The following is a 20,387-nucleotide window of genomic DNA, read 5'->3' on the forward strand; positions in this document are numbered from 1 at the left end:
ACTAGGCCCTGGTTCGTCCGGCCGTGTCCGGACCGGGCCCGCCCTGCTGCCGCCGCGACCCCCGAGGAGAGCCCAGTGCGCCTGTCTGACCTGCGCGGACGTACCGTCGCCGTCTGGGGCACCGGCCGGGAGGGCCGCGCCGCTGTGACGGCCATCGCCGCGCACGGCCCGGCCGAGCTGGTCGCCGTCGACGACAGCGCGAACTTCCTCTCCCTGCCCTGGGACGGCCCGCTGGCCGAGGCGGCGCCGCTGGTCACCGGTGAGGCGGGCTTCGTTCGGCTGGCCGCCGCCGACGTGGTGGTCCGCTCCCCGGGCGTGCCGCAAACCCACCCGTGGCTTGTCGAGCTGCGCCGACGCGGGGTCCTGGTCACCCAGGGCACCGCGCTGTGGATGGCCGACCACGCCGCGCGCACCGTCGGGGTCACCGGCAGCAAGGGCAAGAGCACCACCTCCAGCCTGATCAGCCACCTGCTCACCGCAATGGGCCGGCCGAACGTCTTCGGCGGCAACATCGGGGTGCCGACGCTGGACCTGCCGGAGGCCGAGCTGTACGTGCTGGAGCTGTCCAGCTACCAGTGCAGCGATCTCACCGACTCGCCCCGGGTGGCGGTCGTCACCGCGCTGTTCCCCGAGCACCTGGACGCGCACGGCGGGGAGCGGGAGTACTACCGGGACAAACTCAACCTGCTCGCCCACGACCCGCAGACGATCGTGGTCAACGGCGGTGACCCGCGGCTCGCCGCCGAGCTGGGGGACCTGCCGGCCGTCCGCGCCGGCCGCCCGGACAGCGTCCACGTCGCCGCCGGCACCGACGGCACACCCTGGTTCCACCTCGGCGACCAGCCGCTCTTCCCACGCGCCGTGCTGCCGCTCGTCGGCCGGCACAACGAGGGCAACCTGTGCGTCGCCCTCGCCGTGCTCGACGCGCTCGGCATCGACCTGGTGACCGAGAAGGATCACCTCGCCGTCGCGGTCGCCGAGTTCCAGGGGCTGGCCCACCGGCTCACCGAGATCACCGACCCGTCCGGGTTGACGTTCGTCGACGACACCCTGGCCACCAGCCCGTACGCGGCCATGCACGCCATCGACGCGTACGACGGGAGGCCGTTGACCGTGATCGTCGGCGGCAACGACCGGGGTCTTGACTACACGCCGCTGGCCGAGCACCTGGCCGAGCGGGAGCTGACCGTGATCGGGATTCCGGACAGCGGCACCCGCATCGTCGAGGCGCTCGCCGGCCTGCCGAAGGTGCGTACCGAACTCGTCGACGACCTGGTGGACGCGGTGCGACTGTCCCGCGAGGTGACGCCGGCCGGCGGGGTGGTGCTGCTGTCCCCGGCCGCGCCCAGCTACGGCCGGTTCCGCAACTTCGAGCACCGCTCCGAGGTCTTCGCCCAGGCCGTGGCCGACACCGCCGGGGCCTGACCAGGGCGAACCGGTACGCCTGGGATCACCATGAGCGGGACTACCGTCCTCCGACGGGCCGGCCGGCCTCGTCGAGGCACGTCGGGAGACCGCAGGGCTCGAAGAGGCTCGCGTCGTGGAAGGAGACGATCCGGGAGACGCCCGTGGGGGTGGCGGTGAGCACCTGGAGGCTGTGGGGGTGGTGGAGCCCTTCGGCGCCGCGGGTGTAGGTGGCGAGCGCCGGCTGGCCGTTGGCCGTGGCCGGAATGGCGCGGATCGCGCCGGCGCGGCCGAACACGGTGGTGGCGAGGAAGCGAGTGACAGCGTCGCGTCCGGCGAACCAGGTCAGGTGTGGCGGCATCTCCATCGTGACGTCCTCGCGCAGCACCTGGAGCAGTGCTGCCGTGTCCGCGTTCTGGAAGGCCCGTGCGTACCGGTCGAGCAGCATCCGGTCGGCCGGATCGGCCGGTTCGGCGAACATGTCCTCGGTGAGGCCGGTGCGAGCCAGGTGGGCGCGGGCCCGGGCGAGCGCGCTGTTGACCGCGTCGGTGGTGGTGTCGAGCAGGTCGGCGACCTCGGAGGCGTGCCAGGCGAGCACGTCGCGCAGGATCAGCACGGCCCGCTGTCGGGCCGGAAGGTATTGCAGAGCTGCCACCAGGGCGAGCCGGACGCTACTGCGTGTGCTGACGATCGTGGCCGGATCCGTGACAGGCAGTTCCGCGTCCGGCAGCGGGTTGACCCAGGCGACGTCGGGGCCGGCGACCGTCAGCGGCTGGTCCGGGTCGCCGGACGGGCCCAGGCCAGAGGGCAGGACCCGCCGACTGCGGTGCTTGAGTGTGGTGAGGCAGGCGCTGGTGGCGATGCGGTACAGCCAGACCCGCAGTGACGATCGGCCCTCGAAACCGGAAAAGCCGCGCCAGGCCCGCAGGTAGGTCTCCTGGACGACGTCCTGGGCGTCGTGCGTCGAGCCCAGCATGCGGTAGCAGTGCGCCAGCAGTTCGCGGCGGTACGGCTCGGTGAGCCGGGAGAACTCCTCGTCGGCCGTCCCCGCGTATGTCCCCCGCACCGGGGCCTGCGCTGCCTGGGTCATGTCGTCACTCCACCCGTCTGCGGCCTGACCTGTCTTGATACAGACCCGCGGTCCGCCGGAAAGTGATCGGTCCGGGCTTCAGTGTGGCAAAGGCCACGTCGTCGTCGGTGGCCGACCAGCCCGGTCCATGCGCTGAGTCTCCACTCGTGACCGGCGAGTTGCCGGGTCGCCTGGTCCCCAGGCCACCCAGGGCGCCTCCCAGATCGACGAGAGGACGACCAATGAGCTCCACCACGAGCCAGGACACCGCTGAGCAGGCGGTGCGAGCGGTGATCGACAGCGTCTCGGCCGCATGGGCGGACAACGACGTGGCCGCGTTCGTCGCCCACTACGCCGACGACGCGACAGCGGTACTGCCCGGGGTCGCCCTGCTGAGCAGGGCGGTGATCCGTACCGCGATGGCGGCGGCGTTCGCCGACCAGCTCAAGGGCACCCGCCGCGTCCATCGCGTACAGGGCGTGCGGTTCCTCGACGACGTCACCGCGATCGTGATCAGCCGCAGCGTGACCGTCGACGTCGGCGAGGACGAGCCAGGCGCCGATCGCTGGTCGATCGCCACGTGGGTCCTGTCCGGCCGCTCCGGGCGCTGGCTCATCGAGGCGTACCACGACTGCCCCGCCGCCTGACCGTCCCGCCTCGTCCACCCCTGTGTCGAGGCGGAACCCGAGCCCCGGCCAGACGACTCTTGGAGAGAAGAACGTGAACCAGACAGGAACAACAACGCCGGCACAGCGGTGGGTTCTGGCCCTCAGCTCGCTGGCATCGTTCATCGTGGTGCTGGACATGCTGGTGGTGGCGACCGCGCTGCCCGCTGTCCAGCGGGACCTTGGCGCGTCGCTCGAAGAGCTTGAGTGGACAGTCAACGCCTACACGCTCAGCTTCGCGGTCCTGCTGATGACCGGGGCGGCGCTGGGCGACCGCTACGGGCGGCGTCGCCTGTTCGCGATCGGGCTGGGCTTGTTCGCCGTGGCCTCGGCCGCCTGCGCGCTGTCCACCCAGGCGGGCCCGCTGATCGCGGCGCGGGTCGTGCAGGGCGCCGGCGCGGCGATGATCATGCCGGTCGCGCTGGGCGTGCTCAATGGTGCGTTCCCGCCCGAGCGGCGTGGTTGGGCGACGGGCATCTACGGCAGCGTGACCGGGCTCGCGGCGATCGCCGGGCCAGTGCTGGGTGGCGTCGTCAGCCAGCACCTCGCCTGGCAGTGGATCTTCTGGCTGAACGTTCCGATCACGCTTGTCGCGATTCCGCTGGTGCTCGGCCGGATAGCCGAGACCCGCGGGCCCGGCGGCACGCTCGATCTTCCGGGCCTGGCCCTGGCCGCCGGGTCGGCGCTGGGCGTCACCTGGGCCCTGGTGCGCGGCAACGCGGCCGGATGGACCAGCGCCGAGACCCTGTCGACGCTGGTCGGGGGGATCCTGCTCGGTGGCCTGTTCATCGTCAGGGAGCTGAGGACCACGGCCCCGATGCTGCCGATGCGATTGTTCCGCGCACCGGCCTTCTCCGCCGGCAACGCCGCGGTGTTCTTCATCAACGCGTCGCTGACCAGCGCGATCTTCTTCACCGCCCAGTTCCAGCAGGTCGCACTCGGCCACGGTGCGGTGCAGGCCGGCTTGCGGCTGTTGCCGTGGGGCATCGCACCGTTCCTCATCGCGCCACGGGCGGGCGCGCTCACCGATCGCATCGGCGAACGGGTGCTGGTCATCGCCGGTACGCTCCTGCTCGGCGTCGGCATGGGATGGATCGCGCTGATCTCCGAGCCCGGCATCGGCTACGCCACGACCGCCGTGGCGATGACCATCGGCGGCCTCGGGTTCTCGCTTGCCCTTCCCGCCGTCACCAAATCGGTCGTCAGCCGCGTCGCGCCGCAGGACATCGGTCGGGCCTCGGGCACCTTCAGCACCCTCCGGCAGCTCGGCGGCGCGTTCGGGGTCGCCCTCACCGGCGCCGTCTTCGCCACGGCCGGCGGCTACTCCACCGCTGGTCTGTTCAGCGACGGCTACGTCCCGGCGATGAGCGTCTCCGCCGCGCTCGCCTTCGCGGGCACCGCTGTCGCCATCGTGCTACCGCGACACCGCCGCCTCGCGCCGGCCACGATCACCGGACGTGTCGCACCTGCCGAATCCACGACGGGATGACCAGGCGGCTGGCTGACACCGTGGCGCGATCCGCCGCCCAGGTCAGTGCCGGGCGACCTGGTCGTGCAGGGCGCGCATCGAGCGGATCGCCGAGCGGATCTCCTGGAGGTAACGCCCCGGGGTGAGGGTCTGCTCCGGTAGGACCGCCAGGTCGGCCAGCGCCGGCTCCACGCCGACGGTGTCGATGCCGCACCCGTACGGCAGGGCCAGGGTGCGCAGCGCGTCGCAGTGCTGGAACGGCACGTAGATCGGCGCGGTGACCATCAGGATCTGGTCGCCCGGGGCGACCCGCGCGCGCCCCGCCCAGAAGCGCTGGGTGTCGGCGGTGTGGGCCCGCCGCCGCTGCGGTTCGCTCGACGGCGCGGCCAGCACCCGTACCGGTGGCAGGCCCGCCGGCCGGTACGTCCGCGACGACCAGGAGTGGTGCGGGTGACCGGCGTCGACGCCGGCCTGCTCGGTGGGGGCAGCCACCCCGAACACCCGCCGGACCGCGGTGTCCAGCACGTCCACCTCGGTGTCGTCGGCGGGCAGGCCCGCATCGACGAGCGTGCGTCGTTCCCAGTCCGACAGCGGCCGGAAACTACCGAGCACGGCGACCTCGCCGGTCACCCGCAGACCGGCGCGCAACAGGTGCGCGGCGTAGGCGACCCGGCGCACGCAGGCGTGCCCCAGACCGCCGAGGACGACCAGGTGGGCGTACACCGCTCGGGTCGGCGGCACCGGCCGGACCAGGCCGAGCGCCGCCGCTGCGGCGAGCACCAACTCGACGGTCTCGGGGTCGAGGTCCGGCTCCCGGGCCTCGGGCCGTTCCCGGCCGCCCCGGAAGTCCCAGTGCGTCGCCGAGAAGTCGTCGAGAAACCGCAGCACCTCGGTCAGATCACCGTCGGGCCAGGTACCGCCGAAACGGGCGACCAGACCCCGGATCGGGTCCGCGCCCACCCAGCGGGCGACGCCGGCGGCCGGGTCGCCCGGCGCACCGACAGGCAGCGGTACGGGCAGCTCGGGCACCGCAGGATCGTACCGGGGGCCCTTGTCGTCCCGTCGTACGCTGACCTCAGTCGGCGCCCGGGAGGTACCTCGATGTCCGATCTGCTGCGCCGCCCCCGTGCCGGCCGGATCGCCTCGGCGGGTGGATTCGTCCGGCTGCTGGCGCACACCGACCCGGTCGCGTTGGTCGGCATCCTGCTGTCCCTCTCCCTCTCCGTGATACTTGACCTGACCAACGCGGCAACCGGGGTGGAGTCGCTGCTGGCCGGGCTGATGGGCACCACCATCGCGCTGCTTGTCGACTCGGTGGCCCGCGCCGAGCGCCGGTTCCACCTGCGGACCCTCCTGGAAGGACCGCACTGGCTGGTCCACGCGGTGCCGGAGGTGGTCACCGGCAGCCGGGAGGCGGTCGAGCGGTATCCGGGCACCCGGGTCGCCGAGGAGGCCCGGCGTCGCTTCGAGCGGTTGCGGGCCGAGACCGAACAACTGCGCGTCGGCCGGGTCGTCCGGCCCGGTGGCGACTGTCAGGACCTGCTCGGGGGCACCCGCGAGTGCGTACGCCGGCTGGACGCGGTGACGAACGTGATGCCCAGAGCCAGCGGCGAACTGAGCTGGTGGCGCGGCGAGATCGGCCGCCACTACTGGGCGGCGAACACCGAGGCGTTGGCCCGGGGCGTACGGATCACCCGGGTGTTCCTGCACGCCGGCCTGACCGACGAGCTGACCGAGTTGGTGCGGGCCCAACGCCAGGCCGGGGTGCGGGTGGGCCTGTTGCCGTGGGGCGTCGTCGATGCCTCCCGGCACGTCAACCTGACCCTGTGGGACGGCACCGCGTGCTGGGAGGGGCGGATGAGCGCACACGGCGAGATCACCGAGAACCAGTTCTCGGTGAACGCCGGGGACCTGGCCCGGTTGACCGACGTCTTCGAGGCCTGCGTCGAGGCGGCGACCTTTCTCGACTGATCGAGACGTCGACCGACGAGGACCGGGGCGGGCCGCCGATGACCGTGCAAGCCGTACTGCTGGTGACCGCGGTCGTCTGGGCGGTCAGTCTGATCCGGTCGGTGCGGATGCGTGCGCTTGTCTACAGTCTCCCGCTGCCGATGACGCTGGCCCTGGTCGGCACCGGACACCGGGTGCAGGGCGCGCAACTGCTCGGGGTGCTCGGCCTCAACCTGTTCTTCGTCGTCGTGGCGGTCACACACCACCGGCTGCGGTGGCCGATTCTGGTCGCCGACGCCGCCGGGATCATCGGGTACGTGGCGCTCAGCACGGGCCTGCTCGCCGTACCGGTGCCGTTCTGGCCGGCGCTTGTCGGCACCGTGGCGCTCTGGGCGGTGACGATGCTGCTGCTGCGCCGACACGCCCCTGTGCCAACAGCGGCACCGTCGTCGGCTGGGCCGCTGCCGTCGGCGGAGCGGCAGGCGAGGGCCGGGCCACAGGTGGCGGAGACGGGCCAGCGAACCCGCCTACCGGCGCCGGTCAAGCTGCTCGTGATCCTGCTGGGTGCGACGCTCACCGGGCTGCTCGGCGAGCTGCTGCGCGCGATGGTCGTGACCTTCCCGTACTCGGGGGTGCTGGTGGCCATCGAGAGCCGCCGCGACCTGGTGGCGTTCACCAGGCACTTCGCCCGCAACAGCCTGGCCCTGGTCGGCTTCCTGGCGGCGTACCACCGCTGGCAGGACACCTCGACGGTCACCGCGCTGGCGGCCGGCTGGGTGACGTTCGCGGTGCTGGCTGCGGCGCTGCACGCGGCAGACGCCGGTGGCGCGGCCCGTCGTCGCGTGGCGCTGCCAGCCGCCGGATGAGCGTGCCGCCGGACGCGGCGCAGGGCCGTCTGTCCGGATCAGTCGGGTGGGAGCGAGAGCTGCCCCCTGTCCGAAATTGAACATCGCGGCGGACGCCCGAACCCGCGGGACCGGCTCGGCGCCGACGCGCCGAGCCGGCCCCGTCCTCAGACCGCGAGCGCCCCGCCGTCCACGGGGAGGAGGACACCGTGGATGTGTGACGCCTCGTCACTGGACAGGAAGATCACAGCCGCGGCGGTGTCCTGCGCGGTACCCGTACGCCTGTCCGGGTTGTTCTCGGCGATCTTCTCCAGGAGGGGGCGGAGGTTTTCGTTCCCCTCCGTGATGGTGGGTCCGGGCGCGACGGTGTTCACCCGCACCCCGTCAGCGGCCAGCTCTGCGGCCCACGACCTCGTCAGCGAGTGCAGGGCTGCCTTGCTGGCGCCGTACAGCGAGGTGAACTTGATTCCGTCCACGCCGCCGATCGAGCCTATGTTGATCACCGAGCCTCCGCCGTGCTCCACCATGCCGGGCACCAGGGCCGCCGTCAGAAGGAACGGGGCCTTGATGTTGACCTCCAGCACCTGGTCGATCTGTTCCTCGGTCGACTCGGTCATGGGGTGGGGCGGCACGAGAAAGGCCGCGTTGTTGACCAGGATGTCGATGGGCCGACCCGCCAGGGCCGTCGCCTCCTGCGCAAGGCGGCGGACCTCCGAGCCACCCGCAGACAGGTCTGCCTCGACGAAGTGGGCGATACCGCCCTCCGCGACGATTCCGTCGACGATCTGAGCACCCTGCTCCGGGCCAAGTCCGGTCACGACGACGATGGCGCCCTCGCGGGCCATCGCCTCCGCCACGCCGCGCCCGATTCCGCTCGTCGAGCCGGTGACGAGTGCGGCGCGCCCCTTGAGGCGATTCATGTCGGTACCTCCGGTTCTTGCGGTGATGTCGGTGGACGCGGGACGGCTGAACCTCTCGTCGGATCCATCGGACCTTGCTTGCTCAAGCAAGTGTATCTCGGTCATTGCCGAGCGAGTAGGGCTTCGGTGCAATGCCAGCACCGGAGCGCGGGTGCCGAGACCGCATTCGAGATGCATGAGCCCAACGGGTCTCGTTGCGGTGATCGTCGGCAACCAGTGATCGCCTGATGGGCTTACTGGTCTGCGCGGCGCGGGCCGTGGGGTGGTCAGGTGGTGGGGAACAGGCGGGCGTGCAGGGCCGCCGGGTCGGTGACCTCGGGCAGGTCGCGGGCGGCGAGCCAGGCCGCGGCGGCGGCACCGTCGCCGGCGGTGTGCAGTGGCGCGTTCGGCCAGTGCCGGGCCAGCTCGGTTCGGACGGCGGTGGCCAGCGGGGTGTCCGCGGTGAGCAGTCCGCCGCCGAGCACGACGGGTGTCGTCGCGTCGGCGGGGCGGATCCGGCTCACGCTTTCGGCCAGGTGGGCCGCGGCCTCGGCGATCAGTGCGACGGCGACGGGTTCGCCGTGGCCGGCGGCGGTCACGACAAGTGGCGCGAGTTGGGCAAGTTCGACGGGGGCTCGGCGGGTGACGGTCTGGATGACGGCGTCCACGGTCATGCGGGGGCGGGCGGCGACCTCGGCGTTGCCCAGCAGCTCGGTGAGCACCGCCGTGGACAGTGCCCCGGGTGTGCGGCCGACGTCCAGGTCGGCGAGCAGTCGGCGTACCGATTCGCGGCCGAGCCAGAAGCCCGAGCCGGTGTCGCCGAGGAGCCAGCCGTGACCGTCGGCGATCCGGTCGAGCCGCAGGTCGTGGACCTGCGCGGTGATCGCGCCGGTGCCGGCGATGAGCACTGTTCCGTCTGGTGCGGCGCTGCCGGAGGCGTAGGCGACGAGGGCGTCGCCGTGCACCGCGTACGGGCAGCGTAGGCCGGCGTCGTGCCAGGCCCGGTCGAAGGCTGCCCGGCCGGCGGGGTCGGCGAGCAGGCGGCCCGCCCCGGCCAGCCCGATGGTGCCGGCGACGACCCGTGCCGGGTCGAGGCCGGCGAGCGTCTCGCGCAGCGCTGTCGACAACTCGGCGGCCGCCCGTTCGGCGCCGTGACTTGTGGGGTTGCCGCCGCCCGCCCGGCCGGCGCCCACACGGTGCCCGGTGAGGGTCAGGGCGGTCGCCCGGGTGGACGTGCCGCCGACGTCGAGACCGATCACGAGGGCGTCGAGCTTCGGCACGGGACTCCTTGGGTGGTGCGGTGATTGGGGCCTGTTCATGCTGGTCGGCGGCGTCTTGCGGGGCAAGTTCCGGCGGGCGCAGCGGGCTGTGCGCCAGGTAACAGTTTGAAAACTTCGCCCACAGTCTTGACACGGAGGGGCCTTCAGTAAGAACTTTTACCACTAACAGTTAACAGTCTTTTCGGAAAGGTGAGGCGACCCATGGTTGATCACGAGGTGGACACCGCCGCGGGGACCGCGGTGGTCGACGCCCACGTGACCGACCGAAGGAACTCGCCCTCCGACGGGGTGCTGGCCCGCGTCCGCAACGGGCTCGCCGAGCTGACCGGCGCGCTGCGCCGCGTCGCCGAGCACGTGCTGAGCGACCCGGAGGCCGCCGCCCGATCCACAATCGTCGAGCTGGCCGAGCGCAGCGGCACCTCCCCGGCGACAATCACCCGCTTCTGCCGGGCGATGGGCTTCGAGGGGTACGCCGACCTGCGGCTGGGCATCGCCTCCGAGACCGGTCGGGCCCGCTCGGCCGGCTGGACCGTCGACATCGGACGCGAGATCCAGCCGAGCGACCCGCTCGCCCGGGTGCTCGACCAGATCATGGCCGCCGACACCCGGGCCATGCACGACACCGCCACCCTGCTCGATCTGAGCGAGGTGGAACGGGCCGCCGTGGCGATAGCCGGGGCCAGCAGGGTCAACATCTTCGGCGCCAGCGGCAGCGCGCTCGTCGGCGAGGAGATGCAGTTCAGCCTGCACCGCATCGGCGTGGCCGCGTGGGCGTGGAACGACGTGCACGAGGGGCTGGCCAGCGCCGCGCTGCTGCGCAGCGGAGACGTGGCGCTCGGCATCTCGCACACCGGGCAGACCCGGGAGACGATCGAGATGCTCGCCGAGGCGGGCAGCCGGGGCGCCACCACGCTCGCGCTCACCGGCTTTCCCCGCTCACCGTTGGCCGAACTGGCCGACATCGTGCTGCTGACGGCCAGCCAGGCCACCACCTTCCGGCCGGACGCGCTCTCCGCCCGGCATCCCCAGCTCGTGGTGCTCGACCTGCTCTACATCGCCGTCGCCCAACGCACGCACGACCGCGCCCACGCGGCCTTCCGGCGTACCGCGCAGGCCGTCGACGGGCACAAGGCAGCGAAGGGAGCCCTGTCATGATCAGCGCCCAGGGGTACGCGGACGCCGTCCGCCCGGTGCTCGACCGACTGCTCGACTCGGAGGCCGACGGGATCACCCGGGCCGCCGATCTCATCGCCGACAGCCTGCGCGACGGCGGGGTGCTCCAGGCGTTCGGCGCCGGGCACTCCGAGGCGTTCGCCGCCGAGCTGGTGGCCCGGGCCGGCGGGCTGGTCCCCACCAACCGGCTCTCGGTGCGGGACCTGGTGGTGCACGGTGACGCCCCGCGTGACGTGCTCGCCGACCCGAAGCTGGAACGCGACCCCTCCATCGCCCACCAGATCTACGCGCTCGCGGCGCCACAGCCGCGTGACGTGTTCGTGGTGGCGTCCCAGTCCGGCATCAACGGCTCGGTGGTAGAGCTGGCGGCGCTGGTCACCGAGCGCGGTCATCCGTTGATCGCGGTCACCTCCGTCGAGCACACGGCACGGGTCGCTCCACGGCATCCGTCCGGTCAGCGGCTCGCCGACCTCGCCGACGTCGTGCTGGACAACGGCGCGCCGTACGGCGATGCACTGCTGCCGCTCGAGGGCGGCGGCGCGGTCTGTGCGGTCTCCTCGGTCACCACGGCGCTGCTGGCGCAGTTGCTGACCGCGGAGGTCGTACGACGGTTCCACCAGGCCGGAGAGGTGCCCCCTATCTACCTCTCCGCCAACGTCCCCGGTGGGGACGAGCACAACATCGCCCTCGAGTCGCGGTACGCCGGGCGTCTCCGGCGTACCGCCTGACCCGAATTCCACAAGGAGAGACGACGATGTCGATTACCCCCGAACACCCGGCCGCACTCGACCGTCGCACGGTGCTGCGTCGCGCCGCCGCCGTGGGCGTGCTCGCCACTCCGGCCATCGGCCTGCTCAGCGCCTGCGCGACAAGCGGCGGCGACAAGGAGAACGAGCAGGTCGCCGGTGGCACCAAGAGCGAGAAGAACCCGCTGGGCGTCAAGGAGGACGCCGCGATCGAGGTGGTCATCTTCAACGGCGGTTACGGCGAGAAGTACGCCACCGACGTGCACGAGCCGCTCTACAAGACGGCGTTCCCCAAGGCGGAGATCAAGCACCAGGCCACGCAGGCCGTCTCCACGGTGCTCCAGCCGCGGTTCGCGTCCGGCAACCCGCCGGAGTTCGTGAACAACTCGGGTGAGAAGTTCCTCGACTTCGGTGCGCTCGTCAACGACGGCCAACTCCAGGATCTCACCGAGCTGTGGGACGCGCCGTCGGTCGACGACCCGAGCAAGAAGGTCCGCGACACCATCATCCCGGGCGTCGTCGAGCAGGGCATGTTCAGCACCGCCGACGGGCAGCGCAAGCCGTTCGTCCTGTACTACGTGTCGACCGTCTACGGCATCTGGTACTCGGGCAAGCTCTTCAAGGACAACGGCTGGACCGCGCCCACCACCTTCGACCAGTTCAAGGCGCTCTGCGAGCAGATCAAGGCCAAGGGCATCACCCCGTACGGCTACGCCGGTGCGAACGCGGCCTACTACCAGTGGAACGTGATCCTCACCCAGGCCGCGAAGATCGGCGGCGCCGACGTCCTGAAGAACATCGACAACCTGGAGGACGGCGCCTGGAAGCAGGATGCTGTCAAGCAGGCTGCGGCGGCGTGGGCGGAGATCGGCGCGAAGTACTCGGACAAGAGCTTCGAGGGGCTCAAGCACACCGACGTGCAGCTGCGACAGAACCAGGGCAAGGTCGCCTTCTACCCGTCCGGCGACTGGCTGGAGAACGAGCAGAAGAAGGACACGCCGGCGGGCTTCACCTACCAGCTGATGCCGGTGCCCAGCCTCACCGCGTCGGACAAGCTGCCGGCGGCCGCTATCCGGGCGGCCGGTGGCGAGGGATACTTCGTCTCGTCCAAGAGCAAGAACCCGCGTGGCGGCATGGAGTACATGCGTCAGATGCTGTCGAAGGCGGGTGCCCGGGGCTTCACCGAGACCGTCGGTGCGGCCACCGTCGTGCCGGCCGGCAGCGAGGGCTTCCAGTTCCCGCCGGGTGTGGCCAGCGCGCAGGCGGCCCTGAAGGCAGCCGGCAAGGACGTGTTCAACATGCTCTTCGACAACTGGTACAAGGAGCTCGACACGGAGGCGCGGACCGCCACCAACGAGCTGATGTTCGGTCGGATCAACGCGGACGCCTTCGTGGAGCGGATCCAGAAGCGGGCCGACGCGATCAAGAAGGACAGCTCGGTCACCAAGTTCAAGCGTTGATCGATCGGAGCTAGGGTCATGCGGCACGGCAAGTATCCATTCGTGATCGGGTTCCTGATCGCCCCGGTCGCGCTGTACGTGACCTTCGTGATCTGGCCTTACGCGCAGGCGTTCCAGATCTCGATGACCAACTGGCGGGGGCTCTCCGCCCCGCAGTGGGTGGGCTTCGACAACTACCGGAGGCTGCTCGACGACGGCGCCTTCTGGAAGGCGGTCCAGCACCACGGCGTACTGCTGCTTGTCCTGCCGCTGATCACCATCGCCATCGCGTTGTTCTTCGCCTTCCTGCTCAACGTGGGTGGCAAGAGCAGCGGAGGGCAGCGCCAGGGGGTCTGGGGGGCGAAGTTCTACCGGGTGGTGTTCTTCTTCCCCCAGGTCCTGGCGGTGGCCATCATCGCGGTGCTGTTCCAGATGGTGTACCGGCCGAACGAGTCCGGCCTGATCAACGGCGTACTGATGAAGCTGGGCCTGGACCCGATCCTCTTCCTGGTCCAGCCGAATCTGGCCCTCTGGTCGATCATCGCGGTGCTGGTCTGGCAGGGTGTGGGCTTCTACGTGGTGCTCTTCTCGGCCGGGATGGCCTCCATCCCGGGTGAGATCTACGAGGCCGCGGAGATGGACGGGGCGAGCAGGGTGACGCTGTTCTTCCGGGTCACCCTGCCGCTGCTGTGGGACACCCTCCAGGTGGCCTGGGTCTACCTCGGGATCGCGGCGTTCGACTGCTTTGCCATCGTGGCGGTGCTGTCGGTGGACAGTGGCGGCCCCGACGGCGCCACCACCGTGCTGGCGATGGAGATCTACCGCAACGCGTTCGTCTACTCGAAGTACGGCTACGCCTCGGCGATGGGCGTGGCGCTGTTCTTCCTCACCCTCACGTTCGCGGCGCTGACGCTGCGGCTCACCAAGCGGGAAAGCGTGGAGTACTGATGAATCCGCAGTCGACGCTGCCGCCGACCCCGGCGGCGACACCGCCGAAGACCGGTGACCCGTCCGCCCCCGCCGGGCCGGGGCGCAAGGGCCCCCGCTCGGAGGTACGGCTCTTCGCCGGCCTGGGGCACGTCGCGCTCGCCGTGTGGGCGGTGATCGTGATCGTGCCGATCCTCTGGACCTTCCTCGCCGCGTTCAAGAACACCAGTGAGATCTTCAGCAGCCCGTGGACGCTCCCGGCGGAGCTGCGCTGGGAGAACTTCGGGCGGGCCTGGACGAAGGCGCACGTCGGGCGGTACTTCCTGAACAGCGTTTTCGTGGTGTCGTGCAGCACGTTCCTCACCATGCTGCTCGGCTCGATGGCCGCGTACGTGCTGGCGCGCTACAAGTTCTGGGGCAACCGGGCGATCTACTTCCTCTTCGTCTCGGGGTTGGCGTTCCCGGTGTTCCTCGCGCTGGTGCCGCTCTTCTTCACCGTGAAGAACCTGGGCATGCTGGACACCTACCGCGGGGTGGTGCTTGTCTACAGCGCGTACTCGTTGCCGTTCACCGTGTTCTTCCTGGCCGCCTTCTTCAAGACGCTGCCGTCGTCGGTGGCCGAGGCGGGCATGATCGACGGCTGCGGGCACACCCGGCTGTTCTTCCAGGTCATGATGCCGATGGCGAAGCCGGGCCTGATCAGCGTGGCGATCTTCAACATCATCGGTCAGTGGGCGCAGTACCAGCTCCCGTTGGTGTTGCTCTCCAACGCCAAGGACAAGTGGGTGCTCACCCAGGGCATCGCCGACATCTCGGTGAACGCCGGCTACGAGGCCGACTGGTCCGGGTTGTTCGCCGCGCTGACCATCGCCATCCTTCCGATGATCATCGTGTACGCGGTCTTCCAACGCCAGATCCAGGCCGGTCTCACCTCCGGCGCGGTGAAGTAGAGCCGGTCACCGCTCGTCGATCTGGGTGTGCCAGGAGCGCCACAGATCGGCGTACGCCCCGTCGGCAGCCACGAGATCGTCGTGGCTGCCGATCTCGGTGATCCGGCCGTCGGCCAGCACGGCGACCCGGTCGGCGTCGTGCGCCGTGTTGAGCCGGTGCGCGATCGCGATGACGGTCCGCCCGACCAGCACGGCCGCCAGCGCCCGTTCGGTACGGCGGGCGGTGCTCGGGTCGAGCGCGGCGGTCGCCTCGTCGAGGATCAGCGTGTGCGGGTCGGCGAGCACCAGCCGGGCCAGCGCGAGCTGCTGTGCCTCGGCGGCGCCGAGCTGCCGGGCCCCGTCGCCGAGCTGAGTGTCCAGGCCGTCGGGCAGGTCGGCAGCCCAGTCGGCACCCACCGTGACAAGCGCGGCGCGCATCTGCTCGTCCGACGCGTCGGGGGCGGCGAAGGAGAGGTTGTCGCGCACCGAGCCGATGAAAACGTGGTGTTCCTGTGTGACCAGGGCGATTCGCCGTCGACGTTCGGCGGGGTCGAGGTCGGTGACCGGGCAACCACCGATGCTGACCACGCCCTGGCGCGGCGCGTCGATCCCGGCCAGGAGCCGGGCCAGGGTGGACTTGCCGGCACCCGACGGACCGACGACGGCCAGCCGCTCACCCGGCTGTACCTCCAGGTCGATGCCGTGCAGCACGTCCGGCCCACCGGAGTAGGAGAACCGCGCCCCGCGTACGACGACCCGTTCGCCGTGTGACGTGGCCGCCCGACCGGGTGGCTCCGGCGGGACCATGCCGACGCCGAGCACCCGGGCGTACGAGGCGAAACCGCGCTGCGCCTGCTCGGTCCACTGCAACAGCCGGTCCAACGGCTCGATCGCCTGTTGCAGGTAGAGCGCGGCGGCGACCACCGCGCCGAGGGTGACCAGGTCCCGGGAGAGCAGGTAGCCGCCGACGAGCAGGACCAGGGCGATCGGCAGCGGGTAGCTGGCCTCGACGACCGAGAAGAACACCGTACGCAGCGCCAGGGTCGCCCGCCGGGCCTGCCACAGCCGGGCGATCCGGTTGGTGCCGTGGCGGATCCGTTCGTCGGTCAGCCGCAGCGCCTCCACGGTGCGGGCGCCCTCGGCGGTGGTGGTGAGCGTCTCGGTCAACTCGGCCGCCGCCGCGCCCTCGGTGAGGTAGGCGGGACTGGCCCGGCGCAGGTACCAGCGGGTGGTCGCCACGATCGACGGGAGCCCGGCCAGCGCCGCCAGGCCGAGCAGCGGATGCAGCAGGAAGACCGCCCCGAACAGCAACGTCAACTGCACCGAGGCGATGACGATGGTGGGCACCACGTCCCGCACCGTCGTCCCGACCGTCGACACGTCGACCGAGCTGCGGGTGGCCAGGTCGCCGGAGCCGGCGCGCTCGACGACCGAGACCGGCAGGCCGAGGGTCCGGGAGACGAACTCCTCCCGCAGCTCGGCGACGGCCCGTTCGCCGAAGCGGTGGCCGGCGTACTGGGCGTAGCGGGAGAGGAGCGCGCTGACCAGGACGCACCCCGCGATGGCCAGCGCCAGCCGGTCCACTGTGGACACGTCCGCGCCCGCGGTGACCCGGTCGACGATGGTGCCCAGCAGCCACGGCGGGGCGAGCCCGGCGACGGCGGCCGCGCCGTGCAGCGCCAGCACGACACCGACCGTGCGGCGATGCCGGCTGATCATGTCGCGCAGGGCCCGACGTACGGTGCTCCGGTCGGCCACCGGCAGCCGGCTCACCGGTGGGCCGCCTCGGTGTCGGTGGGCTGGTCGAGATCCGCGCGGCCCCGGGCCACCAGGTGCCGGTAGTCGGCGTCGGAGTCGAGCAGGTCGGCGTGGCTGCCGGTGGCGGTGATCCGGCCGGCGCTCAGGTGTGCGACCAGGTCGGCCCGGCCGAGCAGCAGCGGCGAGGTGGCGATCACCACTGTCGTGCGCCCGGCCCGCGCCGCGCGCAGCCGTTCGGCGATCCGGGCCTCGGTGTGCGCGTCCACCGCCGACGTCGGGTCGACGAGGATCAGCACCTCCGGCTCGGCGAGGAGCGCCCGGGTCAGGCGGACCCGTTGGCGCTGACCGCCGGAGAGGGTCCGGGCTCGGGCATCCAGCGGGGTGTCCAGCCCGGCGGGCAGGGCGTCGACGATGTCGTCCGCCGAGGCGGTCCGCAGGGCCGCCCGGATCCGTTCGTCGTCGGCCCCGGGGCACAGCACGTCCCGCAGTGTCCCGGCGAAGAGGTACGAGTCGTGGTCGGCGACCATGATCCGGGAGCGGACCTCGTCCAGGGCGACAGCGGTCAACGGCACGTCACCCCAGGTGGTGTCGCTGACGGCGTACCGGCCGAGCCGGTCGGCAAGCGCCACGGCCGCCGCCGGGTCGTCGGCGGCCACCCCGGTGAGCCGGCCGGCGGGCACGGTCAGGCCGGTCTCCGGGTCGTGCAGGTCGGCGGGGCCGACCGGTGCGGCCAGGGCATCCGGCCGGCGTGCGTCGGGCACCGAGCCCGACCACCGACGACCCGGGCCACCGACGTCGTCCGCTGTCACGTTGAGCAGGTCGACGATCCGCCGGGCGGCGACCCGCCCCCGGATCATCTGGTGGCTGCCCTCCAGCAGGAACCAGACCGGCACGATCAGGGTCGCCACGTAGCCGTAGACGGCGACCAGCTCGCCGATCGTCACGGCACCGGTCACCGCCATCCGCGCCGTCAGCCACACCACCGCGGCCAGGAACAACCCGGGGATGGCGACGGTCGCCGCGTCGATCCAGCTGTTCACCGCGCCGACCCGGTAGCCCTCGGCGCGCAGGTCCTGGGATCTGGCCACGTACCGCCGGGCGAACAGGTCCCGGCCGCCCACCCCGGCGAGCACCCGCAGCCCCGCCACGATGTCCCCGGAGCGGGCGGTGAGCGCGCCCTGCTGCCGACGGTAGACCGACTCGGCCCGCTCCAGGCGGCGCAGCAGGGGCCCGACGACCAGGCCGACCGCCGGCACGCCCACCAGCACGCAGAGCGCCAGCAGCGGAGAGATCGACCAGAGCACCACGGCGATGATCCCGTACGCGACGACCGCGCCGACGCCCGGCCCGGTCAGCGTCAGCACCTGCGCGGTCCAGTCGATGTCGGAGCCGCCGATGGTGGACACCTCGCCCGCGCCGACCCGGCGCGGCAGCACCGCGCCGATCCGGGACAGGTGGCGCAGCAGCACCTCTGCCGAGCGTGCCTTGGCGTCCTCCCGGATGAAGGTCATCGTGCGGTGCCGCATGATGCCGAGGTAGGACAGGCCCACTCCGGCGACGACGATCGCCGCGATCCAGAACGCCAGGGCGCGGGCGTCCCCGGTGCGCAGCCCGTCGTCGACGGCGCGGTAGATCAGGTAGGGCCGGGCCGAGAGCCCGACCATCCAGGCCGTCCCGAACAAACTGCCGCGCAGCACCCGCCACGGTTGGCAACGGACCAGCCACCAGAGGTAGCGCATCGGACCCCGGGTGTCGGGAGTGCCAGGATCGGAATGCGGGATCTGCGGAGGCACCCGACCACGCTACCGAGCAGCTCCGCCGCCCGCCCGACCCGTTTCCGGTGAGGTGCGCCTCCGTTTCTGTCGCAAGGGGGAGGCAGAATCACGTTCGTGCTGGTGGCGGTGGTGTCCGACGAGCGGGGCGGGGGAGTGCTGTGCCCGCTGGCTGCCGACGGTCGACCGACCGGCCCGGCCGAGGTCGTCACCGATCTGGTCGCCGCGGTCGCCGCCCGCGAGGCCGCCGAGCACCCGAGGTGGGTCTGGTCCACCGCCACCTCGGTCTACCCGACGCTGCTGCGCGCCGGCGTCCGGGTCGACAGGTGTCACGACGTGGAGTTGACCGAGGCGTTGCTGCTCGGGCAGGCGGGCCGCTGGGGTGAGCCCCGCTCGCTGGCCGCGGCCTGGGCCCGGTTGACCGGCGCGCCGGTGCCGCCCGACCCGCCGCCGCGCGCCGCCGCGCCCCCCGGGCACGGCCAGGCCGCGCTCTTCGACACGCTGCCCGGCCCGTCGGGGCCGGGCATCGACGCACTGACCCGGGTGTACGCCGACCAGCTCGCCCGCATCGCCGCGACCGAGCACCCCGGCCGGTTCCGGTTGCTGGTGGCCGCCGAGTCGGCTGGCGCGCTGATCGCGGTGGAGATGGGTGCCGCCGGGTTGCCGTGGCGTGCCGACGTGCACGACGAGATCCTGCACGAGCTGCTCGGCGAGGCGTCCCCGGTCGGTGGCCCGCCACGGCGGCTCGCCGAGCTGGCCGCGCGGATCGCCGACGCGCTCGGCGTACGCGGCCTGCACACCGACTCCCCGGCGGAGCTGCTGAAGGCGTTCGCCCGGGTCGGGGTGGAGCTGCCCAACACCCGGGCCTGGGTGCTGCGCGGGGTGGACCATCCGGCGGTGCCGCTGGTGCTGGAATACAAGGAGCTCTACCGGATCTGGACGGCGCACGGCTGGGCGTGGCTCGATCAGTGGGTGCGGGGCGGCCGGTTCCAACCGGAGTACGTGCCGGCGGGTGTCGTCTCCGGCCGGTGGGCCACCCGGGGTGGTGGCGCGTTGCAGATCCCCAAGGTGATCCGCCGGGCGGTGGTGGCCGATCCGGGCTGGCGGTTGGTGGTCGCCGACGCCGGCCAGTTGGAGCCGCGGGTGCTGGCGGCGGTGTCCGGCGACGCGCGGCTGGCGGCGGCGGGCGGGGCCGGTGACCTCTATGCCGCGCTGGCGCGCGACTCGTTCGGCGGTGACCGGGCCAAGGCCAAGGTGGCCCTGCTCGGCGCGATGTACGGGCAGACCGGTGGTGCGGCGGTGCCCGCGCTGGCGGTGCTGAAGCGCAGCTACCCGACGGCGTTCGGTTACGTCGAGGCGGCGGCGCGCACCGGTGAGGCGGGTGGGCTGGTGCGGTCGTGGCTGGGGCGGACGTGTCCGCCCGGTTCGCTGGGGTTCGGTGATCCCGACGACGCGCCGTCCGACCCGGACGCGGCGGCTGATCCACGCGGTCCCCGGGCTCGTGCCGCGCGGTCCCGGGGGCGTTTCACACGCAACTTCGTCATCCAGGCGACCGCTGCCGAGTGGGCCTCCACGTTGCTGGCCACGCTGCGTACGGAGTTGGCGGGCACCGACGCGGAGCTGGTCTTCTTCCAGCATGACGAGGTGGTCGTGCATGCGCCCGCCGCGCAGGCGGAGGCGGTCGCCGAGGTCGTCACCCGGTGCGGCGAGCTGGCCTCGGCGCTGCTCTTCGGTGCGACGCCGGTCCGGTTTCCCCTTGATCTGTCCATCGTGGACTGCTACGCCGACGCGGCCTGACCCGCGCGGGCGTGGCAGCCCGGCCGCGGCAGTCGCCGCGCTCGTCGGCCTCGCCCCGGTCGTGCCGTACGCGCTCGCCGTGCGCGGCGGCGGCTGGGTGGCCCGACGGGTGCCCCGGTAGTGGGCGGCTCGACGGTAGCGCTGTCTGCGGAGGCGGGTTGACCGCTGCTCGGTGCTCGGCCTCGCCGGTCCGGCGGACCGCGTCGTCGTGATGGCGGAGCTGCCGGGCGTGTAACGGTTGTGCTATTTCTCCTTTTCGCCCCGCT

At 71.9% G+C, this 20,387-nt stretch carries 17 protein-coding genes; 11 read left to right on the top strand and 6 right to left on the bottom strand.

Annotated elements, in window-relative coordinates; genetic code table 11:
- Positions 1 to 75 precede the first annotated feature (75 nt).
- The gene (murD, locus tag AB0F61_RS06095) at positions 76 to 1,425 is read left to right on the top strand and encodes a UDP-N-acetylmuramoyl-L-alanine--D-glutamate ligase (RefSeq protein ID WP_357803770.1); all 1,350 of its coding nucleotides are present in this window, start codon (positions 76 to 78) and stop codon (positions 1,423 to 1,425) included.
- Between the two features lie 40 nt (positions 1,426 to 1,465).
- Here murD and AB0F61_RS06100 read toward each other — a convergent pair whose 3' ends face one another.
- A complete protein-coding gene (locus AB0F61_RS06100) occupies positions 1,466 to 2,494 on the bottom strand; it encodes a sigma-70 family RNA polymerase sigma factor (protein WP_357803772.1) in 1,029 nt (342 codons plus the stop codon).
- A 221-nt stretch (positions 2,495 to 2,715) separates the two neighbouring features.
- Here AB0F61_RS06100 and AB0F61_RS06105 point away from each other — a divergent pair, with 221 nt between their 5' ends.
- Positions 2,716 to 3,120, top strand: a complete 405-nt coding sequence (locus AB0F61_RS06105) for an SgcJ/EcaC family oxidoreductase (protein ID WP_357803774.1) — start codon at positions 2,716 to 2,718, stop codon at positions 3,118 to 3,120.
- 73 nt (positions 3,121 to 3,193) lie between these two features.
- On the top strand, positions 3,194 to 4,627 hold the full coding sequence (locus tag AB0F61_RS06110) for an MFS transporter (RefSeq protein ID WP_357803776.1): 1,434 nt from the start codon (positions 3,194 to 3,196) through the stop codon (positions 4,625 to 4,627).
- A 42-nt stretch (positions 4,628 to 4,669) separates the two neighbouring features.
- Here the strand turns inward: AB0F61_RS06110 and AB0F61_RS06115 are convergent, their stop codons facing one another.
- Complete coding sequence (locus AB0F61_RS06115; RefSeq protein WP_357803778.1) at positions 4,670 to 5,635, bottom strand: hypothetical protein; 966 nt, start codon at positions 5,633 to 5,635, stop codon at positions 4,670 to 4,672.
- 72 nt (positions 5,636 to 5,707) lie between these two features.
- On the opposite strand from AB0F61_RS06115, the gene AB0F61_RS06120 reads away from it, so the two are divergent.
- Positions 5,708 to 6,577, top strand: coding sequence for a hypothetical protein (locus tag AB0F61_RS06120; RefSeq protein WP_357803780.1), 870 nt, complete (start codon positions 5,708 to 5,710; stop codon positions 6,575 to 6,577).
- A gap of 38 nt (positions 6,578 to 6,615) precedes the next feature.
- Complete coding sequence (locus AB0F61_RS06125) at positions 6,616 to 7,422, top strand: hypothetical protein (protein ID WP_357803781.1); 807 nt, start codon at positions 6,616 to 6,618, stop codon at positions 7,420 to 7,422.
- 146 nt (positions 7,423 to 7,568) lie between these two features.
- Here the strand turns inward: AB0F61_RS06125 and AB0F61_RS06130 are convergent, their stop codons facing one another.
- Together AB0F61_RS06130 and AB0F61_RS06135 are read right to left on the bottom strand one after the other, a co-directional pair.
- Positions 7,569 to 8,498, bottom strand: coding sequence for an SDR family oxidoreductase (locus tag AB0F61_RS06130; RefSeq protein ID WP_357803783.1), 930 nt, complete (start codon positions 8,496 to 8,498; stop codon positions 7,569 to 7,571).
- An 89-nt stretch (positions 8,499 to 8,587) separates the two neighbouring features.
- Positions 8,588 to 9,580, bottom strand: coding sequence for a BadF/BadG/BcrA/BcrD ATPase family protein (locus AB0F61_RS06135; protein ID WP_357803785.1), 993 nt, complete (start codon positions 9,578 to 9,580; stop codon positions 8,588 to 8,590).
- A gap of 201 nt (positions 9,581 to 9,781) precedes the next feature.
- Between AB0F61_RS06135 and AB0F61_RS06140 the strand changes: the two genes are divergently transcribed.
- Genes AB0F61_RS06140 through AB0F61_RS06160 form a run of 5 tightly spaced genes read left to right on the top strand, consistent with a single transcriptional unit; the run spans position 9,782 to position 14,815 of the window.
- Entirely contained in the window at positions 9,782 to 10,735 is a 954-nt protein-coding gene (locus AB0F61_RS06140; RefSeq protein ID WP_357803786.1) for a MurR/RpiR family transcriptional regulator, read from the top strand.
- On the top strand, positions 10,732 to 11,481 hold the full coding sequence (locus AB0F61_RS06145) for an SIS domain-containing protein (protein ID WP_272612466.1): 750 nt from the start codon (positions 10,732 to 10,734) through the stop codon (positions 11,479 to 11,481). The genes AB0F61_RS06140 and AB0F61_RS06145 overlap by 4 nt, the downstream gene beginning before the upstream one ends.
- 26 nt (positions 11,482 to 11,507) lie before the next feature.
- Positions 11,508 to 12,959: an N-acetylglucosamine/diacetylchitobiose ABC transporter substrate-binding protein gene (gene ngcE / locus AB0F61_RS06150; RefSeq protein ID WP_357803788.1), complete on the top strand. Its 1,452-nt coding sequence runs from the start codon at positions 11,508 to 11,510 to the stop codon at positions 12,957 to 12,959.
- Positions 12,960 to 12,977: 18 nt separating this feature from the next.
- On the top strand, positions 12,978 to 13,886 hold the full coding sequence (locus AB0F61_RS06155; protein WP_357803790.1) for a sugar ABC transporter permease: 909 nt from the start codon (positions 12,978 to 12,980) through the stop codon (positions 13,884 to 13,886).
- On the top strand, positions 13,886 to 14,815 hold the full coding sequence (locus AB0F61_RS06160) for a carbohydrate ABC transporter permease (protein WP_357803792.1): 930 nt from the start codon (positions 13,886 to 13,888) through the stop codon (positions 14,813 to 14,815). Before AB0F61_RS06155 ends, AB0F61_RS06160 begins: the two co-directional genes overlap by 1 nt.
- 6 nt (positions 14,816 to 14,821) lie before the next feature.
- Here AB0F61_RS06160 and AB0F61_RS06165 read toward each other — a convergent pair whose 3' ends face one another.
- Entirely contained in the window at positions 14,822 to 16,513 is a 1,692-nt protein-coding gene (locus AB0F61_RS06165) for an ABC transporter ATP-binding protein (protein WP_357804108.1), read from the bottom strand.
- Positions 16,514 to 16,563: 50 nt separating this feature from the next.
- Positions 16,564 to 18,291, bottom strand: coding sequence for an ABC transporter ATP-binding protein (locus tag AB0F61_RS06170; RefSeq protein WP_357804111.1), 1,728 nt, complete (start codon positions 18,289 to 18,291; stop codon positions 16,564 to 16,566).
- 120 nt (positions 18,292 to 18,411) lie between these two features.
- Here AB0F61_RS06170 and AB0F61_RS06175 point away from each other — a divergent pair, with 120 nt between their 5' ends.
- Positions 18,412 to 20,121, top strand: coding sequence for a bifunctional 3'-5' exonuclease/DNA polymerase (locus AB0F61_RS06175; protein ID WP_357804113.1), 1,710 nt, complete (start codon positions 18,412 to 18,414; stop codon positions 20,119 to 20,121).
- Positions 20,122 to 20,387 lie beyond the last annotated feature (266 nt).

This window comes from Micromonospora sp. NPDC023888 (genome assembly GCF_040639415.1).
Classification (GTDB): Bacteria; Actinomycetota; Actinomycetes; order Mycobacteriales; family Micromonosporaceae; genus Micromonospora.

What these genes read in the sequence shown, in the direction of transcription:
- AB0F61_RS06165 (WP_357804108.1), bottom strand. Translation starts at nt 16,513, where the DNA reads ATGATCAGCCGGCATCGCCGCACGGTCGGTGTCGTGCTGGCGCTGCAC.
- ngcE (WP_357803788.1), top strand. Translation starts at nt 11,508, where the DNA reads ATGTCGATTACCCCCGAACACCCGGCCGCACTCGACCGTCGCACGGTG.
- AB0F61_RS06160 (WP_357803792.1), top strand. Translation starts at nt 13,886, where the DNA reads ATGAATCCGCAGTCGACGCTGCCGCCGACCCCGGCGGCGACACCGCCG.
- AB0F61_RS06145 (WP_272612466.1), top strand. Translation starts at nt 10,732, where the DNA reads ATGATCAGCGCCCAGGGGTACGCGGACGCCGTCCGCCCGGTGCTCGAC.
- AB0F61_RS06125 (WP_357803781.1), top strand. Translation starts at nt 6,616, where the DNA reads ATGACCGTGCAAGCCGTACTGCTGGTGACCGCGGTCGTCTGGGCGGTC.
- AB0F61_RS06100 (WP_357803772.1), bottom strand. Translation starts at nt 2,494, where the DNA reads ATGACCCAGGCAGCGCAGGCCCCGGTGCGGGGGACATACGCGGGGACG.
- AB0F61_RS06140 (WP_357803786.1), top strand. Translation starts at nt 9,782, where the DNA reads ATGGTTGATCACGAGGTGGACACCGCCGCGGGGACCGCGGTGGTCGAC.
- AB0F61_RS06105 (WP_357803774.1), top strand. Translation starts at nt 2,716, where the DNA reads ATGAGCTCCACCACGAGCCAGGACACCGCTGAGCAGGCGGTGCGAGCG.
- AB0F61_RS06130 (WP_357803783.1), bottom strand. Translation starts at nt 8,498, where the DNA reads ATGCATCTCGAATGCGGTCTCGGCACCCGCGCTCCGGTGCTGGCATTG.
- AB0F61_RS06170 (WP_357804111.1), bottom strand. Translation starts at nt 18,291, where the DNA reads ATGCGCTACCTCTGGTGGCTGGTCCGTTGCCAACCGTGGCGGGTGCTG.
- AB0F61_RS06120 (WP_357803780.1), top strand. Translation starts at nt 5,708, where the DNA reads ATGTCCGATCTGCTGCGCCGCCCCCGTGCCGGCCGGATCGCCTCGGCG.
- AB0F61_RS06155 (WP_357803790.1), top strand. Translation starts at nt 12,978, where the DNA reads ATGCGGCACGGCAAGTATCCATTCGTGATCGGGTTCCTGATCGCCCCG.